This is a genomic window from Microbacterium sp. Gd 4-13, assembly GCF_003095395.1.
Taxonomy (GTDB): domain Bacteria; phylum Actinomycetota; class Actinomycetes; order Actinomycetales; family Microbacteriaceae; genus Microbacterium.
This window is the reverse complement of sequence record NZ_QEIJ01000003.1, coordinates 270,498-287,406: the sequence shown is the minus strand read 5'-3', so window position 1 is coordinate 287,406 and position 16,909 is coordinate 270,498. Positions and strand designations below refer to the sequence as shown.

Sequence of the window (16,909 nt, the reverse complement as noted above, 5' to 3'; positions counted from 1 at the left end):
GCCATGCGATCCCGCTAATCTGTTCGCATGCCGCACAAGCCATTCAAGGCCGTCATCCCTGCCGCCGGACTCGGTACGCGATTCCTTCCCGCCACCAAGGCGATGCCGAAGGAGATGCTGCCGGTCGTCGACAAGCCCGCCATCCAGTACGTGGTGGAGGAGTCGGTCAAAGCCGGCATCACCGACGTGCTCATCATCCTCGGTCGTAACAAGAACAACATCGCGAACCACTTCGACGCGATGCCCGAGCTCGAAGAGAAGCTGCGCCAGAAGGGCGACCTCGACAAGCTCGCCAAGGTGGAGCACTCGTCTGAGCTCGCCGACATCCACATGGTGCGCCAGGGCGAGCCCAAGGGTCTGGGCCACGCCGTGCTGCGCGCCGAGGGTCACGTCGGCGACCACCCGTTCGCCGTCCTGCTCGGCGACGACCTCATCGACGAGCGCGACCCGCTGCTGACGAAGATGCTCGAGGAGTACGACAAGCGCACCGCGACCGTCATCGCTCTGATGGAGGTCGACCCCGAGCACATCCACCTCTACGGCGTGGCAGCGGTCGAGGCGACCGACGAAGACGACGTGGTGCGGGTCACCCAGCTGGTCGAGAAGCCGTCGAAGGAAGACGCGCCCTCGAACCTCGCCATCATCGGTCGGTACGTTCTCGGACCCGACGTCTTCCGCATCCTCGAGCGCACCGAACCCGGCAAGGGCGGCGAGATCCAGCTCACCGACGCACTCGAAGAGCTCGCGACCGGAGGCGGTGACGGAGGCGGCGTGTACGGCGTGATCTTCCGCGGGCGCCGGTACGACACCGGAGATAGAGTGGACTACATCAAGGCCATCGTGCAATTGGCGTCGGATCGCGAAGATCTCGGACCCCAGCTGCGTCCCTGGTTCAAGGAGTTCGCGGCCACACTCTGACGCCGCTCGTTCGAGGGAGTGGGATGGACCTGTCCGTTCCGCGGCAGCACGGCCCCATCGGCGTGCGCCTCGTTCGCGCGCGCGACGCGCGCACCCTGCAGAACGAGCTGCTCTCGAATCGCTCGTGGCTGCGGCAGTGGGAGGCCACGAGTCCTGACGGACCCGTCTCGTTCGACATGCGCCTCGGGGTGCGTCGCCTGCTCCAGCAGCACCGCGACGGTGTTGGGGTGCCGCTCGTGATGGAGTACGACGGTCAGATCGCCGGGCAGCTCAACGTCTGGGGGATCGCCCGGGGGTCGCTGTCCTCGGCGACGATCGGGTACTGGGTCAGCGAGCGGTTCGCCGGGAAGAACATCACCCCGACATCGGTCGCGCTGGCCACCGACCTCTGCTTCACCGAGCTGCGACTGCATCGCATGGAGATCTGCATCCGGCCCGAGAACCAGGCGAGCCTGCGCGTGGTCGAGAAGCTCGGGTTCCGTTACGAGGGGCTGCGGCGCCGGTACATCCACATCAACGGCGACTGGCGCGATCACTACGCCTTCGCCCTGGTGCGCGAGGAAGTGCCCGAGGGCGTGCTCGAGCGGTGGGCCGCGGGACGGGCGCCGCAGGACGCCGCGACGATCCCGCCGGCCGACCGTCTCCACACATGACCGATCGGTGAACGCGGCCCTCGGCGGGTCGCGAGGGGCTTAGCCTGGCGCTATGCAGGCTGGCTTCCACTTCTGGAACTTCACCGTCCCCGGCGCGCCCGGTTCGCTTCCGGCTGTCCTCGCCGAGACCGCGCGCACCGCCGAACAGGGCGGGTTCACGCAATTCACCGTCATGGACCACTGGTTCCAGATGGAGGCCGCGGCGCCCGCGACCGAGCCGATGCTCGAGGCGTTCACGACCCTCGGGTTTCTCGCCGGGCAGACCTCGTCCATGCGGCTCGGGCCGCTCGTGGCGGGCGTGACCTACCGCTACCCGGCTCTCCTTGCGAAGATCGTGACGACCCTCGACGTGCTCAGCTCGGGGCGCGCCATGCTCGGAATCGGCGCCGCCTGGTACGACCGGGAGCATCGCGGTCTCGGCGTTCCCTATCCCGCGATCTCCGAGCGCTTCGAGCGTCTCGAAGAGGCGCTGCAGATCGCTCTCCAGATGTGGAGCGACGACGACGGGCCCTACCGGGGAACGCACTTCCAGCTCGAAGAGACGCTCAACAGCCCCTCATCGATCCAGCGCCCGCACCCGCCCATCATGATCGGCGGCAAGGGCGAGAAGAAGACGCTGCGCATGGTCGCCCAGTACGCGCAGATCCTGAACCTCACCACGGCCGAACCGGGCGAGGTGGCGCGCCTCCTCGACGTGCTGCGAGGCCACTGCGACCGCCTCGGCACCGACTACGACGCGATCGAGAAGACCGTGATCTCCGGCTCGCGCGACCCGTTCTCCGACGACTTCCTCCGCGACATGGAGAAGCTGTCGGATCTCGGGGTGACGATGGTCGTCCTCGGTCGCAACCCGGCCGACCCCGACCCCGTCGGGCAGGTCGAGCGCATCTCCGGCGAGGTGCTGCCGAAGCTCGCGTCGCTCTGACACACGGCGAATCCGCAGCATCCGCCCCGCGACACGGCGGCGGGTTGCGGCGCGGGGCGCATGCCGTCGCATACCGTGGTGCGCATGGGTGGACAGGTGTTGGGCGGCGGCGTGATCGTCTTCGTCGCCGTCGCGCTCTGGCTGGTGTATCTGCTGCCGTCGTGGCACAGCCGTCATCAGTACACGTCTGCCGAGCGCAACGCGGTGCGCCTGAACCAGGCGATCCGCGTTCTCGCCGAGACGAGCGAGACGCCTGAGGAAGTGCGCCTCGAGCTGAACGCGCGCACGGCGCTCGCTCAGCAGAAGCTCGCCCGCCGCGCTCAGGAGCAGCGCGCGCACGCCGAACTCGCGGTCGCTCGCGCCCGCCTCGACGTCGAACGCGAACAGGATGCTGCGGAGCGCGAGGCGGCCAAGGCCGAGCTCGCGATCGCCCGCGAAGAGGCCCGTGCCCGCCAGGCCGAGGCGCGTGCCCGCCAGGCCGCGACGCACGCCCTCCCCGAGGCGCGCCGCGCGCGCGCTCGCCGCCGCTTCCGCCTGGCCACGACGCTCGTCGCGCTCGTCGCCCTCGCCGTCACGGGCGTCGGCATCTGGCAGGCCGTGGCCGCCGCATCCGTCGCTCTTCTGTGGACCGGCGTCGCCGTGACCGCGCTCTGCGCGCTGACCCTCCACCGGCTCTCGCGCGTCGCCGCGCGCTCGGTCGCCCGCCCGGCCGTCGCACCCGCCGCCCGTGTCGCAGGCCCCGTGCAAGACGTCCCGCTCGAAGTCGCCCGCGTCTCGGCGTGGACCCCGCGCGATCTGCCGCGTCCGCTCGTGTCGTCGGCGGGCTCGCGTGCCGCCGCCGTGCTCGACGAGCAGGCCGCGCGCGACGCCCTTCGCGCCGCCGCCCGCGAGGAGGCCATGCGCGAGCTCGCCGAGAAGCAGGCCCCGCCCTCGATCGACACCGCCCGCGTCGCGCGTCAGTCGGAGTTCAGCCGCATGGGCTACGTCGACGACGCCGAGATCGAAGAGCACGTACGCCACCTGCTGGAGCGCCGCGCCTCAGGGCAGTAGCGGGTCGCCCATGGCACGTCCGGGCGTTTTCACCGTGATAATGTTGGTGAGTTCTCGGGCCTGTAGCGCAGTTGGTAGCGCGCCTCGTTCGCATCGAGGAGGTCAGGGGTTCAATTCCCCTCAGGTCCACCAGAACGACAGAAGGCCCCCGGTTCGCCGGGGGCCTTCTTGCTTGCGCAGGCGTTGTCGGCGGAGGAGATCTCACGGGCGGAGGACGCCCGGGGGCCGGATCGTCCTCCCGTCGTGAGGTTTCCTCCGCCCGTCGCGCGGGGGAGGCGGTAGCGTCGCATCCGTGACCACCCTCTCGACCGATGCCGTGACCCAGTTCGCCGTTCTCGACGCCCTTCTCGCCGGCACGTACGAGTCGGGCATGACCGTCGGGTTCGCGCTCGAGCACGGGGACTTCGGGGTCGGATGCTGCGACCGCCTCGGCGGCGAGGTCGTCGTCGTCGACGGGGAGGCGTTCGAGTGCACCGTCGACGGTCCGCCCTCCCGGATGGCCGACTCGGCGATCCTGCCGTTCGTCGACATCGCCCCTCTCGCGGAGACGGAGGCGACGGACGTCGGCGGGCTCGACCTGGCGGGCTTCACGGCCGCGGTCGAGAACCGCCTCGTCAGCCGCAACCTCTTCCACGCGGTGCGCTTCGACGGGGTGCTGGCGCGCGTGCGCATCCGGGCGACGCCCCGCCAGCACCACCCGCTGCCGCCGCTGGATGAGGTCACGCGGACGCAGGTCGAGACCGACCTCGTCGAGCGCCGCGGTACCCTCGTCGGGTTCTGGGCCCCGGCGATCTACCAGGGCATCGCGGTCGCGGGGCTGCACCTCCACTTCCTCGCCGACGACCGACTCGCCGGCGGACACGTGCTCGAGCTGACGGCCGGAGCGGGCGAGCTGCGGGTCGCCGCGTACGCGCGTTTCCATCTGCACCTGCCGGTCGACGATCTGTTCCTGCGCACCGAGCTCACCCACGACCGCGACCACCGCATCGTCGCGGTCGAGGGCGGCGTCGGAGCACGCTGACGGCGCAGCATCCGTCTCCCGTTCGCACCCCGCGCCGCCCTAGGCTGAGGGGATGACCGATGCGCTTCCCGCCCGCAGCCAGCTGGTCGCCGCCCGCCTTCGCGAGGCGGGCATCACGGGTGAGATCCGTGTGCTGCCCGATGCCGCGTCGACCGCCGCCCTGGCCGCTGCAGCTCTCGGTGTCGAGGTCGGGGCCATCGCGAACAGCCTCGTCTTCCTCGGCGACGGCGAACCCCTGCTCGTCATGACCAGCGGCGCCCACCGCGTCGACACCGCCGCTCTGGCGGAACGGCTCGGCCTCGCCCGCATCGCCCGGGCCGGCGCCGATCAGGTGCGCGAGGCGACGGGCCAGGCGATCGGCGGTGTCGCGCCGACCGGCCACCCCGCGCCGATCCGCACGGTCGTCGACGAGGCGCTGGCGGAGTATCCGCAGCTGTGGGCGGCGGGCGGCACGCCGCACACCGTCTTCCCGCTCACGTTCGACGAACTCGTGCGCCTCACCGGCGCGCCGGTCGTCAGAGTCGACTGACAGCCGTCGCACGGCGGCGCGAGAACAGCCCGACCGCGCCGGCGACCACGTACACGCAGCCCTGCACCTGAAGGAGCACGAGGAGCGGAACCCCGCTGTCGGCGAGGCCTCCCAGCAGCAGCCCGATCGCCTGGCCCACGGCGAACAGCAGCCCCATCCCGGCGAAGACCGCCGCGCGCTGCTCGGGTGCGCTCTCGGCCTGCAGTGCGCTGACGAACGCGGTGACCTGCAACGCTCTTTCGGGTTTTGCGTTCAGAATGCAGGACGAACCCCGGCGTCGCGGGGCTCGCGCAGGTCTGCGGGGCGGTCTCTCCTGGATTCTGAACGTGCATGGCTTCTCCTCCCCACGCGGGGGCCGGTGCGATCCATCCCCAGAGAGCCGAGGGCGGGCCCGCGGGCCCGGCGTCCGGTTCGATCCTGGACCCGTGCCGTGGAACGCCAGTGAATCCGATGCCGTGAGACCCACCGCCTTCACGCGATCGCGGGACGATCTGATGGCCGAGGGGTGGAGCTCGCGTGCGATCGCCGCGGGCGTGCGATCGGGAGACCTGCTGCGCGCACGCAACGGTGTGTACCTGCCGGCGGGTGTCGACGAGGCGGCGTACGCCGCAGCACAGCTGGGCGGACGAGTGACGTGCGTCACCGAGCTGAGTCGGCTCGGCGTGTTCGTCCTCGAGCAAACCGGGCAGCACGTCCAGCTCCCGCCGACGTCGTCGCGGACGACAGCGCGGAAGGTCGGCTCGCCGGTTCGGCGCCACTGGGCGCGCCTGACTCGGCAGCCTCATCCCGCATCGTGCTCGGTCGAATCGTTCGACGCCGTCCTTCATGCGGTGCGATGCCAGACCCCGAAAGCGGCCGTCGCCACCCTCGATTCGGCGCTGCGTCTCGGAGTCATCCGCGAGGACGAGGTCGACGAGCTCTTCGGCCTCCTTCCGCGGCGGTACCGCGTGCTGCGTCGACTGATCGACTCCCGCGCGGAATCGGGTCCGGAATCGCTCATGCGACTTCTGCTCCGGCGTCTCGGGTGTCGCTTCGAGGTGCAGGTGCAGATCGCCCGCGTCGGCCGCGTGGACTTCGTCGTGGACGGGTGGCTGATCGTCGAGTGCGACAGTGAGCGGTATCACTCCGGATGGGCCGAGCGCCGAAGGGATCTGCGGCGTGACCAGGCGGCCGCCGCCCAGGGCTACTGCACGTATCGCGCGATCGCGGAGGACATCATGTGGCGGGAGGGCGAGGTCTTGGCTGCTCTCCGCGGCCTGCTGCGCGCACGCCGTGGCCCAGAATCCAGGACCGAGCGGGGCAACGGGCGCGTGTGAGACGCCTCGCGGCTCATTCGTCCTGGATTCTGAACGCAGCGTGGGTGAGGCCGGCCGTCGTCGCCCCGGCCCGCGACGCCCGGCTCGAGCCTCGGCTCAGCCGGGCGTCAGCAGCGTGAACTCGTCGGGCGGCACAATGCCGACGTCGTTCCAATCGCCGTCGTTCCAGGTCAACAGCGCCACCGCACCGGTGGTCATCCCCACGTCTCGGCCCGACAGCTCGCTCACCAGGGCGCTGACACCCGGGTCGTGCGAGACGACCGTGAGTTCGGCGGCGCCGTGGGCGCGGGCGATCGCGAGGATGCGGTCGGCGGAGGCGGCGTACAGGTCGGCGTCTTCGACGACCGTCGTGCCGAAGGCGTCGGCGAACGCCGCGGCGGTCGCGGTGGCGCGGGCCGCCGTGCTCGAGAGCACGACCTCCGACCTCACGCCCGAGCGCAGAACGCGGGCCGCCACGTCGGCGGCGTCGCGCACGCCCTGCGCACTCAACCGGCGCTCGTGGTCGACGAGCTCGAACCCGCCGTGCTCGGCCTTGGCGTGACGCACCACCGCGAGCTGGATCATGCGCCGACCCCCGCCGCCGCGGTGTAGACCCACGCGGTACGGCCGCTGGCGAGCGTGACCTCCACCCGGCGGTACACGGCGACCTCGTATTCGTCGGCGGCGTCGAGTTCTTCTTCGGTGACCCACAGCACGGTGCCGACGACCTTGTCGCGGGCGCTGCCCGTGCGCCGCAGCACCGAGTGCACGGCCGACCCCGAGAGCGTCACGACGCGCGGATCGTCGACGTTGACGTCGACCGTCGTGTAGCCGGGCAGCACGTCGTCCTCGCCCTCGACGAGGCGCCCGAACGTGTCGAGCTGCACCTCGGGGAGCTGCAGGGTTCCGTAGGTGAAAAGCGCCTGGTCGGCGGATGCTTCGGCCACGGAGATCACGCTACCGCCCCGCCCAGCACGACGTGGGCGAGGGTGAAGATGACCGCGCCCGCGAGCGCGCCGACGATCGTGCCGTTCAAACGGATGTACTGCAGGTCGCGTCCCACCATGAGCTCGATCTTCTCGGTGGTCTCGGCCGGGTCCCACCGCTGCACGGTGTCGGTGATGATCGAGGCGATGTCATGGCGGTAGCGCTCCACGACGAAGACCGCGGCGTCGATGACCCACCCGTCGACGCGGCTCTGCAGCGCCGCATCCGTCTCGAGTCGCTCGCCGATCTCGACCAGTGCGTCCGCCGCGCGCACGCGCAGCCCGCTCTGCGGGTCGGCGAGCGCCGAGAGCAACCCGGTCTTCGCCGTCTCCCAGGCCTCGGAGGCCAGACCCCGCACGCGCGGACTGTCGAAGACCGAGACCTTCGCGTCTTCGAGGCGCCCGATGGTGGCGGGGTCGTGCTGGAGGTTGTCGGCCAGACGCGCGAGGTAGGCGTCGATGGCGTGACGGGCGGGGTGGTCGCCGTCGGCGCGGACGGCCGAGACGAACGAGACCGCCTCGCGGTAGAGGGTGTCGTCGATGAGCCGCACCACCATGCTCGGCACCCACGACGGAAGCCGCCGCGAGACGATGCCGTCGAAGGCCTGCGGATTGTCGTTCAGCCAGTTCACGATGTTCTCGGCGGCCAGGTCGACGGCACCGTGGTGCGCGCCCGACTCGGTGACCTTCTCGAGCCAGCCGCCGAGCGAGGGGCCCCAGTCGGGGGCGATGAGGTGCTCGCGGGCGAGGTCGCCGATGAGCTCGCTCACGTCGTCGTCGCTGAGGGCCCCGAGCACCGCGGTTGCCACCGAGGCGCCCTCGGTGGCCACGCGCTCGGCGTTGACGCGCTGTCGAAGCCAGCCGCCGAAGCGCGCCGCCAGCGGCGTGCCCTCCAGGCGGGCGCGGACGACGGGACCGGAGAGGAAGTTCGTCTCGACGAACTCGCCGAGGGTGCGGCCGATCTCGTCCTTGCGCCTCGGGATGATCGCGGTGTGGGGGATGGGGAGCCCGAGCGGCCGGCGGAACAGCGCCGTGACCGCGAACCAGTCGGCCAGGGCGCCGACCATCCCCCCTTCGGCCGCTGCGCGCACCCACTGCAGCCAGGGGTAGCGCTCCTGGAACAGGTAGGCGACGACGAACAGCACCGCCATGAAGACGAGTGCGCCGAGAGCGACGCCCTTCATCTGACGCAGGCCGCGCCGCCGTTCGAGGTCGGCTGGAGTCAGCAGGGCCACGGGGGTGGGGGACATGCCCCGATCCTCGCACGCGCACCGGCACGCGGCCGGGGCTTGCGGGCGGGGTGCGAAGTCGGCTCCGCGGGTTTGCGCGCCCCGGGCGGCGCCCCGGGCGCGGGGGTCAACCCGCCGCGCGGGCGTGCGCGCGGCTCGAGCGTCGACGCAGAAGAACGAGTGCCCACACCAGGGCGGAGAGTGCCACGAGGCCGGCGCCGGCGACCAGGACCGCGCTCCACAGCTGTGGGGCGGGTACGGGTGCATCCGCCTCTGCGACGGGGAACGCGACGGTCGCGGTCTCCGTGCGCTCGGTGAGCCCGCTGCGCAAGGTGAGCGCCGCCGTCCAGGGGCCGGCCGACAGCCCGGCCGCGAGCGGAATCGAGACCGTGTGCGTCGCCCCGGGCAGGATCGTGGTCGCCGTCCCCAGATCGAAGGGGCCCGCCGACGTCATCCCCGGTCCGTCGCGGAGAGCGACGCTGCCCTTGACGTCGATCGCGCGTCCGCCCGTGTTGTGCACGACGGCGTCGATCTGCGGCACGCCGTCCGGTCCCGTCGATGCCGTCACGCCCTCGATCGCGAAGTCCGACGCCGGACCGTTCCCGGCACCGACGGACAGATACACGCGGATGCCGCTGCGATTGACGATCGTGACCCCCGAGGCGGTCTGCCGCCCGGCGTCGGCCTGCGCCCAGACGGTGGCGTACTGCTCTCCTTCGGGAGCGTCGGCGGGCACCGCGATCGTCACCGTGACGTCGGCGGCCGAGCGTGCGGGCAGGGTGAGCGTGGGGTGATCGACCGAGATCCAGCTCACGAGCTCGTTCGGGTGCGCGTCATCGGGGGTGAAGGCCCCGTCGACGACCGTGGAGGCCGCCGCCGAGACTGACGCCTGCTGTTCCCCGCCGTCGAAGTTCGAGATCGTCACGCGGCGCTGGATCGTGGTTCCCGGGGCGACGTTGTCGACGATGTTGGTGCGTGCCCGGGAGTCGTCCTGCGCGTCGACCGGGATGTCGAGGAGCTGGATGCCGATCCCGCTGCCCCCGCTGCCGTCGGCGATCGGCGTGGGCGTCGGCGAGGGCGCGCCCACGAGGAGCGCGCCGAGGAGGGCGACGGCGGCGATCTTCATCACGCCGCCGTCGCCTCACCATCGCGCGCGGGCACGCGCTCGGCGTGCGGGGTGCGGGCCGAGTGTCGGCGTCCCACCCGCCCTCAGCCGCCGGTCACCGAGACGGTCAGCACGGCGCTGTACTCGCCGGCCAGTGCATTCTCGGGCATCCTGAGCTCGAGGTCGGTGCTGAGCGCGATAGCGTTGACGCCGCTGACGTTGCTCGCCGTCCCGAGCACACCGGATCCGGAGGAACTCGCCGATCCTGCGGTCCACGTGACCGTGCCGCTCGTGTCGTCCGCCGGCATCGGGGTGACGGTCAGGCGGTTCGCCGCGATCGGCTTGCCGTTGCTGGGGCTGGTGGTGAAGTCTGTGACGCTCCAGCTGACGGTGTACCCGCTGGTCCCGGCTCGGTTGTCGGTGACGACGGTGCCGAAGCTCTCGTTTTCGTAGTGGTCGCCGTTGTACACCGAGGGGGTGAACGCCGCGAACGCGACCGAAGCCTGGGAACTGATGGACAGCGATCCACTCCCGATGGTCGCGGTGAGGGCCGTCGTGTCGGAGGCGTCGGGTACAGCGAGGGCGGGCGCGGAGGCCGTTGCCACCAGCGCCGCGCTCGCGACGGTGATGAGGGCGGCGCGTGTGATGTGACGCATGGTCGTGCGATCTCCTTCGCGAGTCGGAACCTGCCGGAATGGCGGGCCGTCACCCGAAACCCTAGGGAGCGGCGGCTACGGAGCGGAGGGGGCCGGGCCCCGGAAAAGGGTGGTTTCGTCATCGGTGACGATCGTCGCGATCGCCGATCGTCCGGGGGGAAGCAAGCGCCCCAGCACGCGCTCGCGCGCGCTGTCGACGAGCGGTGCCATCCAGCGCGCGACCTCGTCGACGAGCCCGTCGGATGCCGATCCGTCGCCGTCGTCAAGGAGCACGACGTCCACCCCTCGCGCGCGGGCGGCGCGGACGGCGGCATCGAGCGGATCGCGGGCCAGCACGCCCGCGCGATACTCGTCGCGCAGCTGACCCTCGAGGCTCGCGCAGGCGCTGCGGTCTCGCTCGTCCAGCGGATCGTCGCCCGCGAGTCGCGTCAGGACGGGCGCGACCTGTGCGCGAAGCGTCGTTGCGTGCTGGGCGAGCTCCGCCCGGGCGGCAGCATCCCATGCCCGCGCCCCAGCCTCCGACATGGTCTGCGCGTCGAGCAGCCGACGGCGGTGCATGAGCCGAGCGATCACGAACCACAGCCCCGCGGAGACGCCGACCACCAGCAGCGCGCGAGTGATCACCCACCCGAGGACGACGAGGTCATCGTGGCGCACCAGCACGATCGCCACCACCGCGACCACCACCGCGACCTGCGCGGTCACCGCGATGAGTGGCCGACCGGTCAGGGCGAGCGCGGCCAGCACGAACCCGGCGGCGGTGACGAACCACAATCGGCCGAAGCCGTACGGGCTGACCAGTGCGCCCATTGCCACGACCGCGACCAGGCCTCCGGCGATATACGCGGCACTCCAGACCGGGGGTTGAGGGCGCCCGGCACGGCGAAGCCCTTCACCGAAAGCGAGCAGCGTGACCAGCAGTGCCGGCGCGACCCACCACGCCGGGCCTGCCAGCGCCGCGGCGACTGCGGCGAGTCCCTGCGTCACGACGAAGACGACGGCCGTCGCCGTGATCGCACCGCGCACCGAGCGGGTGCCGGGCGTGGGGGCGACGGGTGTCACGGGTGGGGGCGCCCACTGCACCGTCACAGCGGTTCCCTCGCCCGGTGAGCTGCGGACCGCGGCTGTGCCGCCCGGCACATCGGCCATGCGACGCAGGATGCTGGTGGCGATGCCGAGCCGGTCGGCGGGCACCGTCGCAGGGTCGAAGCCGCATCCGTCGTCGACGATCTCGATCGTGATCCCGCTCGCGGCCGTTCGCAACGTCACGCGCCGGGCGACGTCCTCGCCGGCGTGACGGATGCTGTTGACGAGCGCCTGCCGCGTGGCGGCCAGCAATGCCTCCTCCGCCGCGGGGGGCGGTTCGACGGCGTCCGCTATGAGCACCTCGAGCTCGGCGCGGGCGCCGCTCGTGACCGTGACGAGCTCCGCGCGTAGGGTGCCCACCGGCGATGCCCCTTGCCGGTCGAGGTCTTCGACCAGGGCACGTGCCTGCGCGGCCTGACGCGACAGCGCCGCGCGGGGGATGAGCGAGGCCGCGGCTCCCTTCGCCGCCGCGATCGTGAGAGTGGCGAGCACTTCGTCGTGCACGAGCGCCGCTGCCCGGGTGCGGGCGGCGAGGCGGCCGCCTTCTGCGGCCGCGCGTGCCCTCGCTTCCCTCTCCGCCGCGCGGGCTCGGTCGATCGAGCCGGTCACGGCCAGCAGGTGCGCGATCAGAGCGCAGGCCATCGTCGCCGTCATGACGCTCTCGAGATCGTTCACGACGCCGTCGAGGTCGAAACCGCCGAATGCCAGGCGGTAGGTCACACCGAGTCCCGCACCGAGCGCGAGGACGGCGCCGGCGAGGACCACCCCGCCGGCGAGGAGCGCGATGCCCGACCCGAGCCCCACCGTTGACAACATCCACGGCACCCGACCGAGCGACGGCGTCGCGAGCGCCGCGGGCGCGAAGCCGACGAGGATGAGCACGTAACCCGTCGTCGCGACCGCGGCGCCGAGGCGCAGCACCCGAGCGCTCGACCACGCCGCCACGGTGCCGGTGACGACGATCACGGCGATGACCGCCACGACGAGGGTGACGTACCACGTCGGCAACGCTGCCCCCTCGCCACCGACGAATCGCGGCGTGACGGCGGTGATGACGACCGTGATGAACGCGGCGGCGACCGCCAAGACGCGCCGGCTGACCAGCTCCGCCCCGCCGATCTCACCCACGCGTCGGTCCCGGAAGGAACCCGTCCTCCACGCCGCGTCGATACAGGTCGACCTTCGTGGCCGCCGGGCGCCCGATCTGCTGATAGACGCTCCGGATGCGCCGCAGATGGTCGTCGACGGTGTTCTCGCTGACGTAGAGCTGACGTGCGACCTGTTTGGCGCCCAGGCCCGACGCGTACAGCGAGAGAACCTCGCGCTCCCGGTCGGTCAGCGGTGCCGCGTCCATGAGCGGGTCGGTGTCGAGGGCGGACGCCCACTCCGGGCTGAGCGGGAGGTCCCCACGCGCGGCGTCGCGCAGCGCCTGGTGCAGCACCTCTGCGGGGGCGGACTTGCGCACCACCCCTTCCGCGGCGGTGCGGGCCGCTTCGCGCACGAGATACGGGTTCTCCGCCGAGGTGAGCACGAGCACCCTGGCCCCCCATTCCCGTAGGGCTGCGACGTTGTCGGCGGGCCGGCTTCCATCGCGCAGTCTCAGATCCAGGAGCACCAGGTCGGCGTCGCGCGGGCGCGAAACGAGCTCGCCGACGGTCGGGGCATGCCGTGCGAAGACGAGATCGTCGGTTTGCGCCAGAATCCCTCGAACGGCCAGAGCGATGAGCTCATGATCGTCGACGATGGCGACGGTCGCCGCATCCGTCATCGCCCCGCCCCTCTCTCTTCTCGCACTCAGTATGGCGTGGACGCACGAGCAAGGGAGGCCGCCCGCACGCGGGCGGGCGGGGGTTCAGCCCTCGATCGGCCCGAGCCACGCGCTCGCCGCGGTGCCGTGCGCCGACTCGGGGTCGGAGGGGTGGAACATGCCCGCCAGCACGTCGCGGTAGAGGCGCGACAGCTCGTTCGAGGCGAAGTACGACGACCCGCCGGCGACGAGGATCGCCTCGTCGACGACGTGCTTGGCCGAGACCACCGCGCGGTGCTTCACGCCCGAGAGCAGCGAGAACCATCTGCCGCCGTGGTCGACGCGCTCGTCGACGTCGCGGGCGAGCGCGGCCAGCTGGGGCGGGAGGGCCTCGTACTCGAGTGCCATCGCACCGACGCGCCAGCGGATGTCGGGATCTTGGCTGTAGGCCTTGCCGGTCTTCTTCGAACGCCGGCCGGACGCGGCCTCGACCGCGAGATCGAGCGCGCGGCGGGCGATGCCGGTGTAGACCGAGCCCAGCAGGATCTCGAACACGCTGAAGATGCCGAACACGATCGGGTCGGGCTGGGGTCCGGGGTCGACGCGGCGCACTACGCGGTGGGCGGGCGCGACGGCCCCGCGCAGTTCGGTGGTGCGGCTCTGCGTACCCCGCATGCCCAGGGTGTCCCAGTCGTCGCGGGTGACCACCGCATCGCCGCGGGGAACGAAGGCGTAGACCATCTTCGGCGCGTCGGGCGAGGTGGTGTCGAGCCCGTGCACGCCCAGCTGCGTCCAGACGGGGGAGAGCGAGGTGAAGATCTTGGTGCCGGTGAAGGAGTATCCGCCGTCGGCGGTGGGCGCCGCATCCGTTCCACTCCCGAAGAGCACCAGGTCGTTGCCGGCCTCGCTGATGCCGAAGGCGAAGACCTCACCGGCCGCCGCCCCCTCCTGCACGAACGCGAGGTCGTCGATGCCCCGGTCGCGCAGCACCTTCGCGACGCCGGTCCAGACCAGGTGCATGTTGATCGCCAGCGCTGTGGCGGGCGCGGCGGTCGCGAGCCGCTGCTGCAGGACGGATGCTTCGACCAGTCCGAGCCCGAGTCCGCCGCGATCCGCGGGCACGAGCATCGAGAGGTACCCGACCTCGCGAAGCTCTGCGAGGTCGTCTTCGGGGAAGGTGTTCTCGCGGTCGTGCACCACGGCGCGTTCGCGGATCCGCTCCAGCAGGTCGTCGGGGAGGATCCGGGCGGGGTCGAACGTGTCGGTCACCCTTCCATTGTCCGCCCGATCGCGCAGCATCCGGCGAGCCCGGCGCCCGTGCCTCCGTCATCGGAGGAGGACATCTCACGAGCGGAGGGCAGGGCGGGAGAGATGGATACTCCCGCGGTGACATCTCCTCCGTTCGTCGCCCGTTTCCGTCCGCAGGCTCCGAGGGGTCGCAGACTGGAGGCATGATCTCCTCCGAGTCGGCCATGGCGCTGCGCGACGCCGGTCTCGTCTGGCGCCCGCAGTCAGGCGATCGCTTCCAGTTGAACGACCCCGAGTTCGACGCCGACGTGTTCACCGTCAGCGAGATGACGATCGAGCCGCGCGCGTATTCGACGGGCACGATCCTCGCCTTCAACGGCACGACCGAATGGGCGCTCGACTCCGTCGCGCTGCAGGACGCCCTCTGGCTCCCGGCCGAGGAGCAGCTGCGCGAGATGCTGCGCGGAGGATTCCGGATGCTGCGGCGGCTCACCGACACCTACGAGGTCGAAGCCGCGATCGGCGCCGACGTGTTGACCTTCCAGCATCCGGAGCCTTCCGACGCCTACGCGCTCGCCGTTCTCGAGCACCTGCGCCGCATGGCCTGAGTCACACGCCGATCGTGAGCGAGGCGGTCAGGTGATCGTCCGCACCGGCTCGGTATCGGGTGCGGGGCTCGCATCGCGCCCGCGCAGGTCGGGGAAGCCCCGCACGAATGTCGCTGCCACGGCGACGCCGGCCACGGCGAAGGCCGTCGCCGCCACGTACGCGCCGCTGGGGCCGCCCGCGTCGATGAGCAGCCCCGCGACCGCCGAGCCCGCGGCCGCGCCGATGAGCTGACCGGTGCCGACCCAGCCGTAGGCCTCGGCCGTCTCGCTGAAGCGCACGCTCGCCGAGGTGATCGCGAAGATGACCGCGAGGGCGGGGGCGATGCCGATGCCGGCGATGAACAGCGTGCCGCTGAGCCACCACATCTCGAGCGAGATCATCGTCAGCGCCAGGCCTCCGGCGACGATCGCCAGTCGGCGAGCCATGGCCCAGCGGCCCATCGGGATGTGTCCGAAACTGAGGCCGCCGGTGAGGCTTCCGATCGCGAAGACGGCCAGCACGATGCCCGCCTCGGCGCCGCCGTGGCCGAAGGTCGCGACGACTCCGGCCTCTACCGCCGCGCAGGCCCCGATCAGGAGGAAACCCGAGACGGTGGCGAGGATGACCGGCGGCTTGGCGAGCACTCGTCCGAAACCGCGACGGCTGCGGGGGATGCGCACGCGCCCGACCTCGGGGGAGAGGATGAACCACGCGCCGCCGCCGATGAGGATGACGACGATGAGCAGCAGGGCCTGCACGGTACCGACCTGGGTGGCGACGAACGTGATGACGACCGGCGCGACGATCCAGATGATCTCCTGCAGGGAGGCGTCGAGCGAGAACAGGGGCGTCAGCTGCTTCGAGGTCACCATCTTGGGGTAGATGGTGCGCACGGCTGACTGCACCGGCGGGGTAGCGAGGCCGGCGAGGAGCCCGAGGGCCATGTACCCGGGAACGGGCAGGTCGACCAGGGCGAGGGTGGCGATCGCCGCGGCGCACACGATGAGGGTGAGGGTCAGCACGCGGCGCATGCCCCACCGGCCCATCCACCGGCTGGTGACGGGGCCGGCCACGGCCTGGCCGATCGACGTTGCGGCGAGCACGAGGCCCGCGGCGCCGTACGACCCCGTGACCTGCTCGATGTGCAGCAGAACGGCGAGGCTGGTCATGCCGTTGGGGAAGCGGGCCGTGAGCTGGGCCGCCATGATGCGCGCGACCCCTCGGGTGCGCAGAAGATCTCCGTAGCCAGCCATGACCGCTCTACGGTACCGACTCCGCGCGGGTTCGGGTGCCCGGTCGCGAGGGGGCCGGAGGCGTCGGCTCGCGACACGCCGTGACGTCGGTTTCCACAGGTGTGCCGATGTCGGTGGGTGCTCGTATGGTCGCGCCTGTGGAGGGATGCTGCAGGCCCTCCCGAAAAGCCCGTCGTTCAGGCGTTTTCCAGGTATCGATCAATGCTCGCGCCTGTGGATGAAACGGTGGACAACCTGTGTTGTATATGGGGAGGGCGGTGGAAAACTACACGAATGTAACTACTACCCCTTGTGGTGTCTTCCGATGTCGGCACCCATATGTAGTATTGAGGTCCCGGCGGCGGTCCACCGGGAAAACGAAGGTTGTGAGGGGAGAAACGGTTCTGATGGCTATCACGGTGTACACCAAGCCCTCGTGCGTACAGTGCACGGCGACGTACCGAGCGCTGGACTCGAAGGGCATCGAATACGAGGTCCTCGACCTCTCGCAGGACGCCGGAGCGCTCGAGCAGGTCAAGGCTCTCGGCTACCTCCAGGCTCCCGTCGTCATCACCGACGAAGACCACTGGTCGGGCTTCCGTCCCGACAAGATCGACGCACTCGCCTCGCGACTCGTCTGA

Annotated in this window: 19 protein-coding genes and 1 tRNA gene; 10 read left to right on the top strand and 10 right to left on the bottom strand. The window is 71.1% G+C overall.

The features are described 5' to 3' along the window. The first annotated feature begins 27 nt into the window (after window positions 1-27). The 7 genes from galU (at window position 28) to DEA06_RS08445 (ending at window position 5,096) form a co-directional block, all read left to right on the top strand. Window positions 28-918, top strand: coding sequence for a UTP--glucose-1-phosphate uridylyltransferase GalU (gene galU / locus DEA06_RS08475; RefSeq protein ID WP_116647544.1), 891 nt, complete (start codon window positions 28-30; stop codon window positions 916-918). A 23-nt stretch (window positions 919-941) separates the two neighbouring features. Further along, window positions 942-1,571, top strand: a complete 630-nt coding sequence (locus DEA06_RS08470) for a GNAT family protein (RefSeq protein WP_116647543.1) — start codon at window positions 942-944, stop codon at window positions 1,569-1,571. Between the two features lie 52 nt (window positions 1,572-1,623). After that, on the top strand, window positions 1,624-2,496 hold the full coding sequence (locus tag DEA06_RS08465) for an LLM class F420-dependent oxidoreductase (protein WP_116647542.1): 873 nt from the start codon (window positions 1,624-1,626) through the stop codon (window positions 2,494-2,496). 84 nt (window positions 2,497-2,580) lie between these two features. Beyond that, window positions 2,581-3,546: a large exoprotein gene (locus DEA06_RS08460; protein WP_116647541.1), complete on the top strand. Its 966-nt coding sequence runs from the start codon at window positions 2,581-2,583 to the stop codon at window positions 3,544-3,546. A gap of 56 nt (window positions 3,547-3,602) precedes the next feature. Further along, window positions 3,603-3,678, top strand: a tRNA-Ala gene (locus DEA06_RS08455). A gap of 160 nt (window positions 3,679-3,838) precedes the next feature. Continuing rightward, window positions 3,839-4,567: an acetolactate decarboxylase gene (locus DEA06_RS08450; protein ID WP_116647540.1), complete on the top strand. Its 729-nt coding sequence runs from the start codon at window positions 3,839-3,841 to the stop codon at window positions 4,565-4,567. A 52-nt stretch (window positions 4,568-4,619) separates the two neighbouring features. Continuing rightward, window positions 4,620-5,096: a YbaK/EbsC family protein gene (locus tag DEA06_RS08445; protein ID WP_116647539.1), complete on the top strand. Its 477-nt coding sequence runs from the start codon at window positions 4,620-4,622 to the stop codon at window positions 5,094-5,096. On the opposite strand, the gene DEA06_RS08440 is transcribed toward DEA06_RS08445, so the two are convergent. Continuing rightward, on the bottom strand, window positions 5,083-5,328 hold the full coding sequence (locus tag DEA06_RS08440; protein ID WP_116647538.1) for a hypothetical protein: 246 nt from the start codon (window positions 5,326-5,328) through the stop codon (window positions 5,083-5,085). The two genes, DEA06_RS08445 and DEA06_RS08440, sit on opposite strands and share 14 nt — an antisense overlap. Window positions 5,329-5,551: 223 nt before the next feature. Between DEA06_RS08440 and DEA06_RS08435 the strand changes: the two genes are divergently transcribed. Then, window positions 5,552-6,412 (top strand): DUF559 domain-containing protein, encoded by an 861-nt coding sequence (locus DEA06_RS08435; protein ID WP_133241729.1) that lies wholly within the window; start codon window positions 5,552-5,554, stop codon window positions 6,410-6,412. 96 nt (window positions 6,413-6,508) lie between these two features. Here the strand turns inward: DEA06_RS08435 and DEA06_RS08430 are convergent, their stop codons facing one another. The 8 genes from DEA06_RS08430 to DEA06_RS08395 form a co-directional block, all read right to left on the bottom strand. Next, entirely contained in the window at window positions 6,509-6,976 is a 468-nt protein-coding gene (locus DEA06_RS08430; RefSeq protein ID WP_116647536.1) for a histidine phosphatase family protein, read from the bottom strand. Next, window positions 6,973-7,338 (bottom strand): gamma-glutamylcyclotransferase family protein, encoded by a 366-nt coding sequence (locus DEA06_RS08425; RefSeq protein WP_116647651.1) that lies wholly within the window; start codon window positions 7,336-7,338, stop codon window positions 6,973-6,975. Before DEA06_RS08425 ends, DEA06_RS08430 begins: the two co-directional genes overlap by 4 nt. 5 nt (window positions 7,339-7,343) lie before the next feature. Continuing rightward, window positions 7,344-8,627: a DUF445 domain-containing protein gene (locus DEA06_RS08420; RefSeq protein WP_116647535.1), complete on the bottom strand. Its 1,284-nt coding sequence runs from the start codon at window positions 8,625-8,627 to the stop codon at window positions 7,344-7,346. Window positions 8,628-8,733: 106 nt separating this feature from the next. Next, the gene (locus DEA06_RS08415; protein WP_133241728.1) at window positions 8,734-9,735 is read right to left on the bottom strand and encodes a hypothetical protein; all 1,002 of its coding nucleotides are present in this window, start codon (window positions 9,733-9,735) and stop codon (window positions 8,734-8,736) included. 80 nt (window positions 9,736-9,815) lie between these two features. Beyond that, window positions 9,816-10,367 (bottom strand): hypothetical protein, encoded by a 552-nt coding sequence (locus tag DEA06_RS08410; protein WP_116647533.1) that lies wholly within the window; start codon window positions 10,365-10,367, stop codon window positions 9,816-9,818. A 75-nt stretch (window positions 10,368-10,442) separates the two neighbouring features. Further along, entirely contained in the window at window positions 10,443-12,581 is a 2,139-nt protein-coding gene (locus tag DEA06_RS08405) for an ATP-binding protein (RefSeq protein WP_116647532.1), read from the bottom strand. Continuing rightward, on the bottom strand, window positions 12,574-13,221 hold the full coding sequence (locus DEA06_RS08400; RefSeq protein WP_116647531.1) for a response regulator transcription factor: 648 nt from the start codon (window positions 13,219-13,221) through the stop codon (window positions 12,574-12,576). The genes DEA06_RS08405 and DEA06_RS08400 overlap by 8 nt, the downstream gene beginning before the upstream one ends. Window positions 13,222-13,305: 84 nt before the next feature. Then, window positions 13,306-14,469, bottom strand: a complete 1,164-nt coding sequence (locus DEA06_RS08395) for an acyl-CoA dehydrogenase family protein (protein WP_240606870.1) — start codon at window positions 14,467-14,469, stop codon at window positions 13,306-13,308. Window positions 14,470-14,651: 182 nt separating this feature from the next. Between DEA06_RS08395 and DEA06_RS08390 the strand changes: the two genes are divergently transcribed. Further along, window positions 14,652-15,056, top strand: a complete 405-nt coding sequence (locus DEA06_RS08390; RefSeq protein ID WP_116647529.1) for a pilus assembly protein CpaE — start codon at window positions 14,652-14,654, stop codon at window positions 15,054-15,056. A gap of 27 nt (window positions 15,057-15,083) precedes the next feature. On the opposite strand, the gene DEA06_RS08385 is transcribed toward DEA06_RS08390, so the two are convergent. Further along, window positions 15,084-16,289, bottom strand: coding sequence for an MFS transporter (locus DEA06_RS08385; RefSeq protein WP_116647528.1), 1,206 nt, complete (start codon window positions 16,287-16,289; stop codon window positions 15,084-15,086). Window positions 16,290-16,675: 386 nt separating this feature from the next. Between DEA06_RS08385 and nrdH the strand changes: the two genes are divergently transcribed. Then, entirely contained in the window at window positions 16,676-16,909 is a 234-nt protein-coding gene (gene nrdH, locus DEA06_RS08380) for a glutaredoxin-like protein NrdH (protein ID WP_116647527.1), read from the top strand.

What these genes read in the sequence shown, in the direction of transcription:
- DEA06_RS08465 (WP_116647542.1), top strand. Translation starts at nt 1,624, where the DNA reads ATGCAGGCTGGCTTCCACTTCTGGAACTTCACCGTCCCCGGCGCGCCC.
- DEA06_RS08470 (WP_116647543.1), top strand. Translation starts at nt 942, where the DNA reads ATGGACCTGTCCGTTCCGCGGCAGCACGGCCCCATCGGCGTGCGCCTC.
- DEA06_RS08430 (WP_116647536.1), bottom strand. Translation starts at nt 6,976, where the DNA reads ATGATCCAGCTCGCGGTGGTGCGTCACGCCAAGGCCGAGCACGGCGGG.
- nrdH (WP_116647527.1), top strand. Translation starts at nt 16,676, where the DNA reads ATGGCTATCACGGTGTACACCAAGCCCTCGTGCGTACAGTGCACGGCG.
- DEA06_RS08445 (WP_116647539.1), top strand. Translation starts at nt 4,620, where the DNA reads ATGACCGATGCGCTTCCCGCCCGCAGCCAGCTGGTCGCCGCCCGCCTT.
- DEA06_RS08460 (WP_116647541.1), top strand. Translation starts at nt 2,581, where the DNA reads ATGGGTGGACAGGTGTTGGGCGGCGGCGTGATCGTCTTCGTCGCCGTC.
- DEA06_RS08385 (WP_116647528.1), bottom strand. Translation starts at nt 16,289, where the DNA reads ATGGCTGGCTACGGAGATCTTCTGCGCACCCGAGGGGTCGCGCGCATC.
- DEA06_RS08420 (WP_116647535.1), bottom strand. Translation starts at nt 8,627, where the DNA reads ATGTCCCCCACCCCCGTGGCCCTGCTGACTCCAGCCGACCTCGAACGG.
- DEA06_RS08410 (WP_116647533.1), bottom strand. Translation starts at nt 10,367, where the DNA reads ATGCGTCACATCACACGCGCCGCCCTCATCACCGTCGCGAGCGCGGCG.
- DEA06_RS08400 (WP_116647531.1), bottom strand. Translation starts at nt 13,221, where the DNA reads ATGACGGATGCGGCGACCGTCGCCATCGTCGACGATCATGAGCTCATC.
- galU (WP_116647544.1), top strand. Translation starts at nt 28, where the DNA reads ATGCCGCACAAGCCATTCAAGGCCGTCATCCCTGCCGCCGGACTCGGT.
- DEA06_RS08390 (WP_116647529.1), top strand. Translation starts at nt 14,652, where the DNA reads ATGATCTCCTCCGAGTCGGCCATGGCGCTGCGCGACGCCGGTCTCGTC.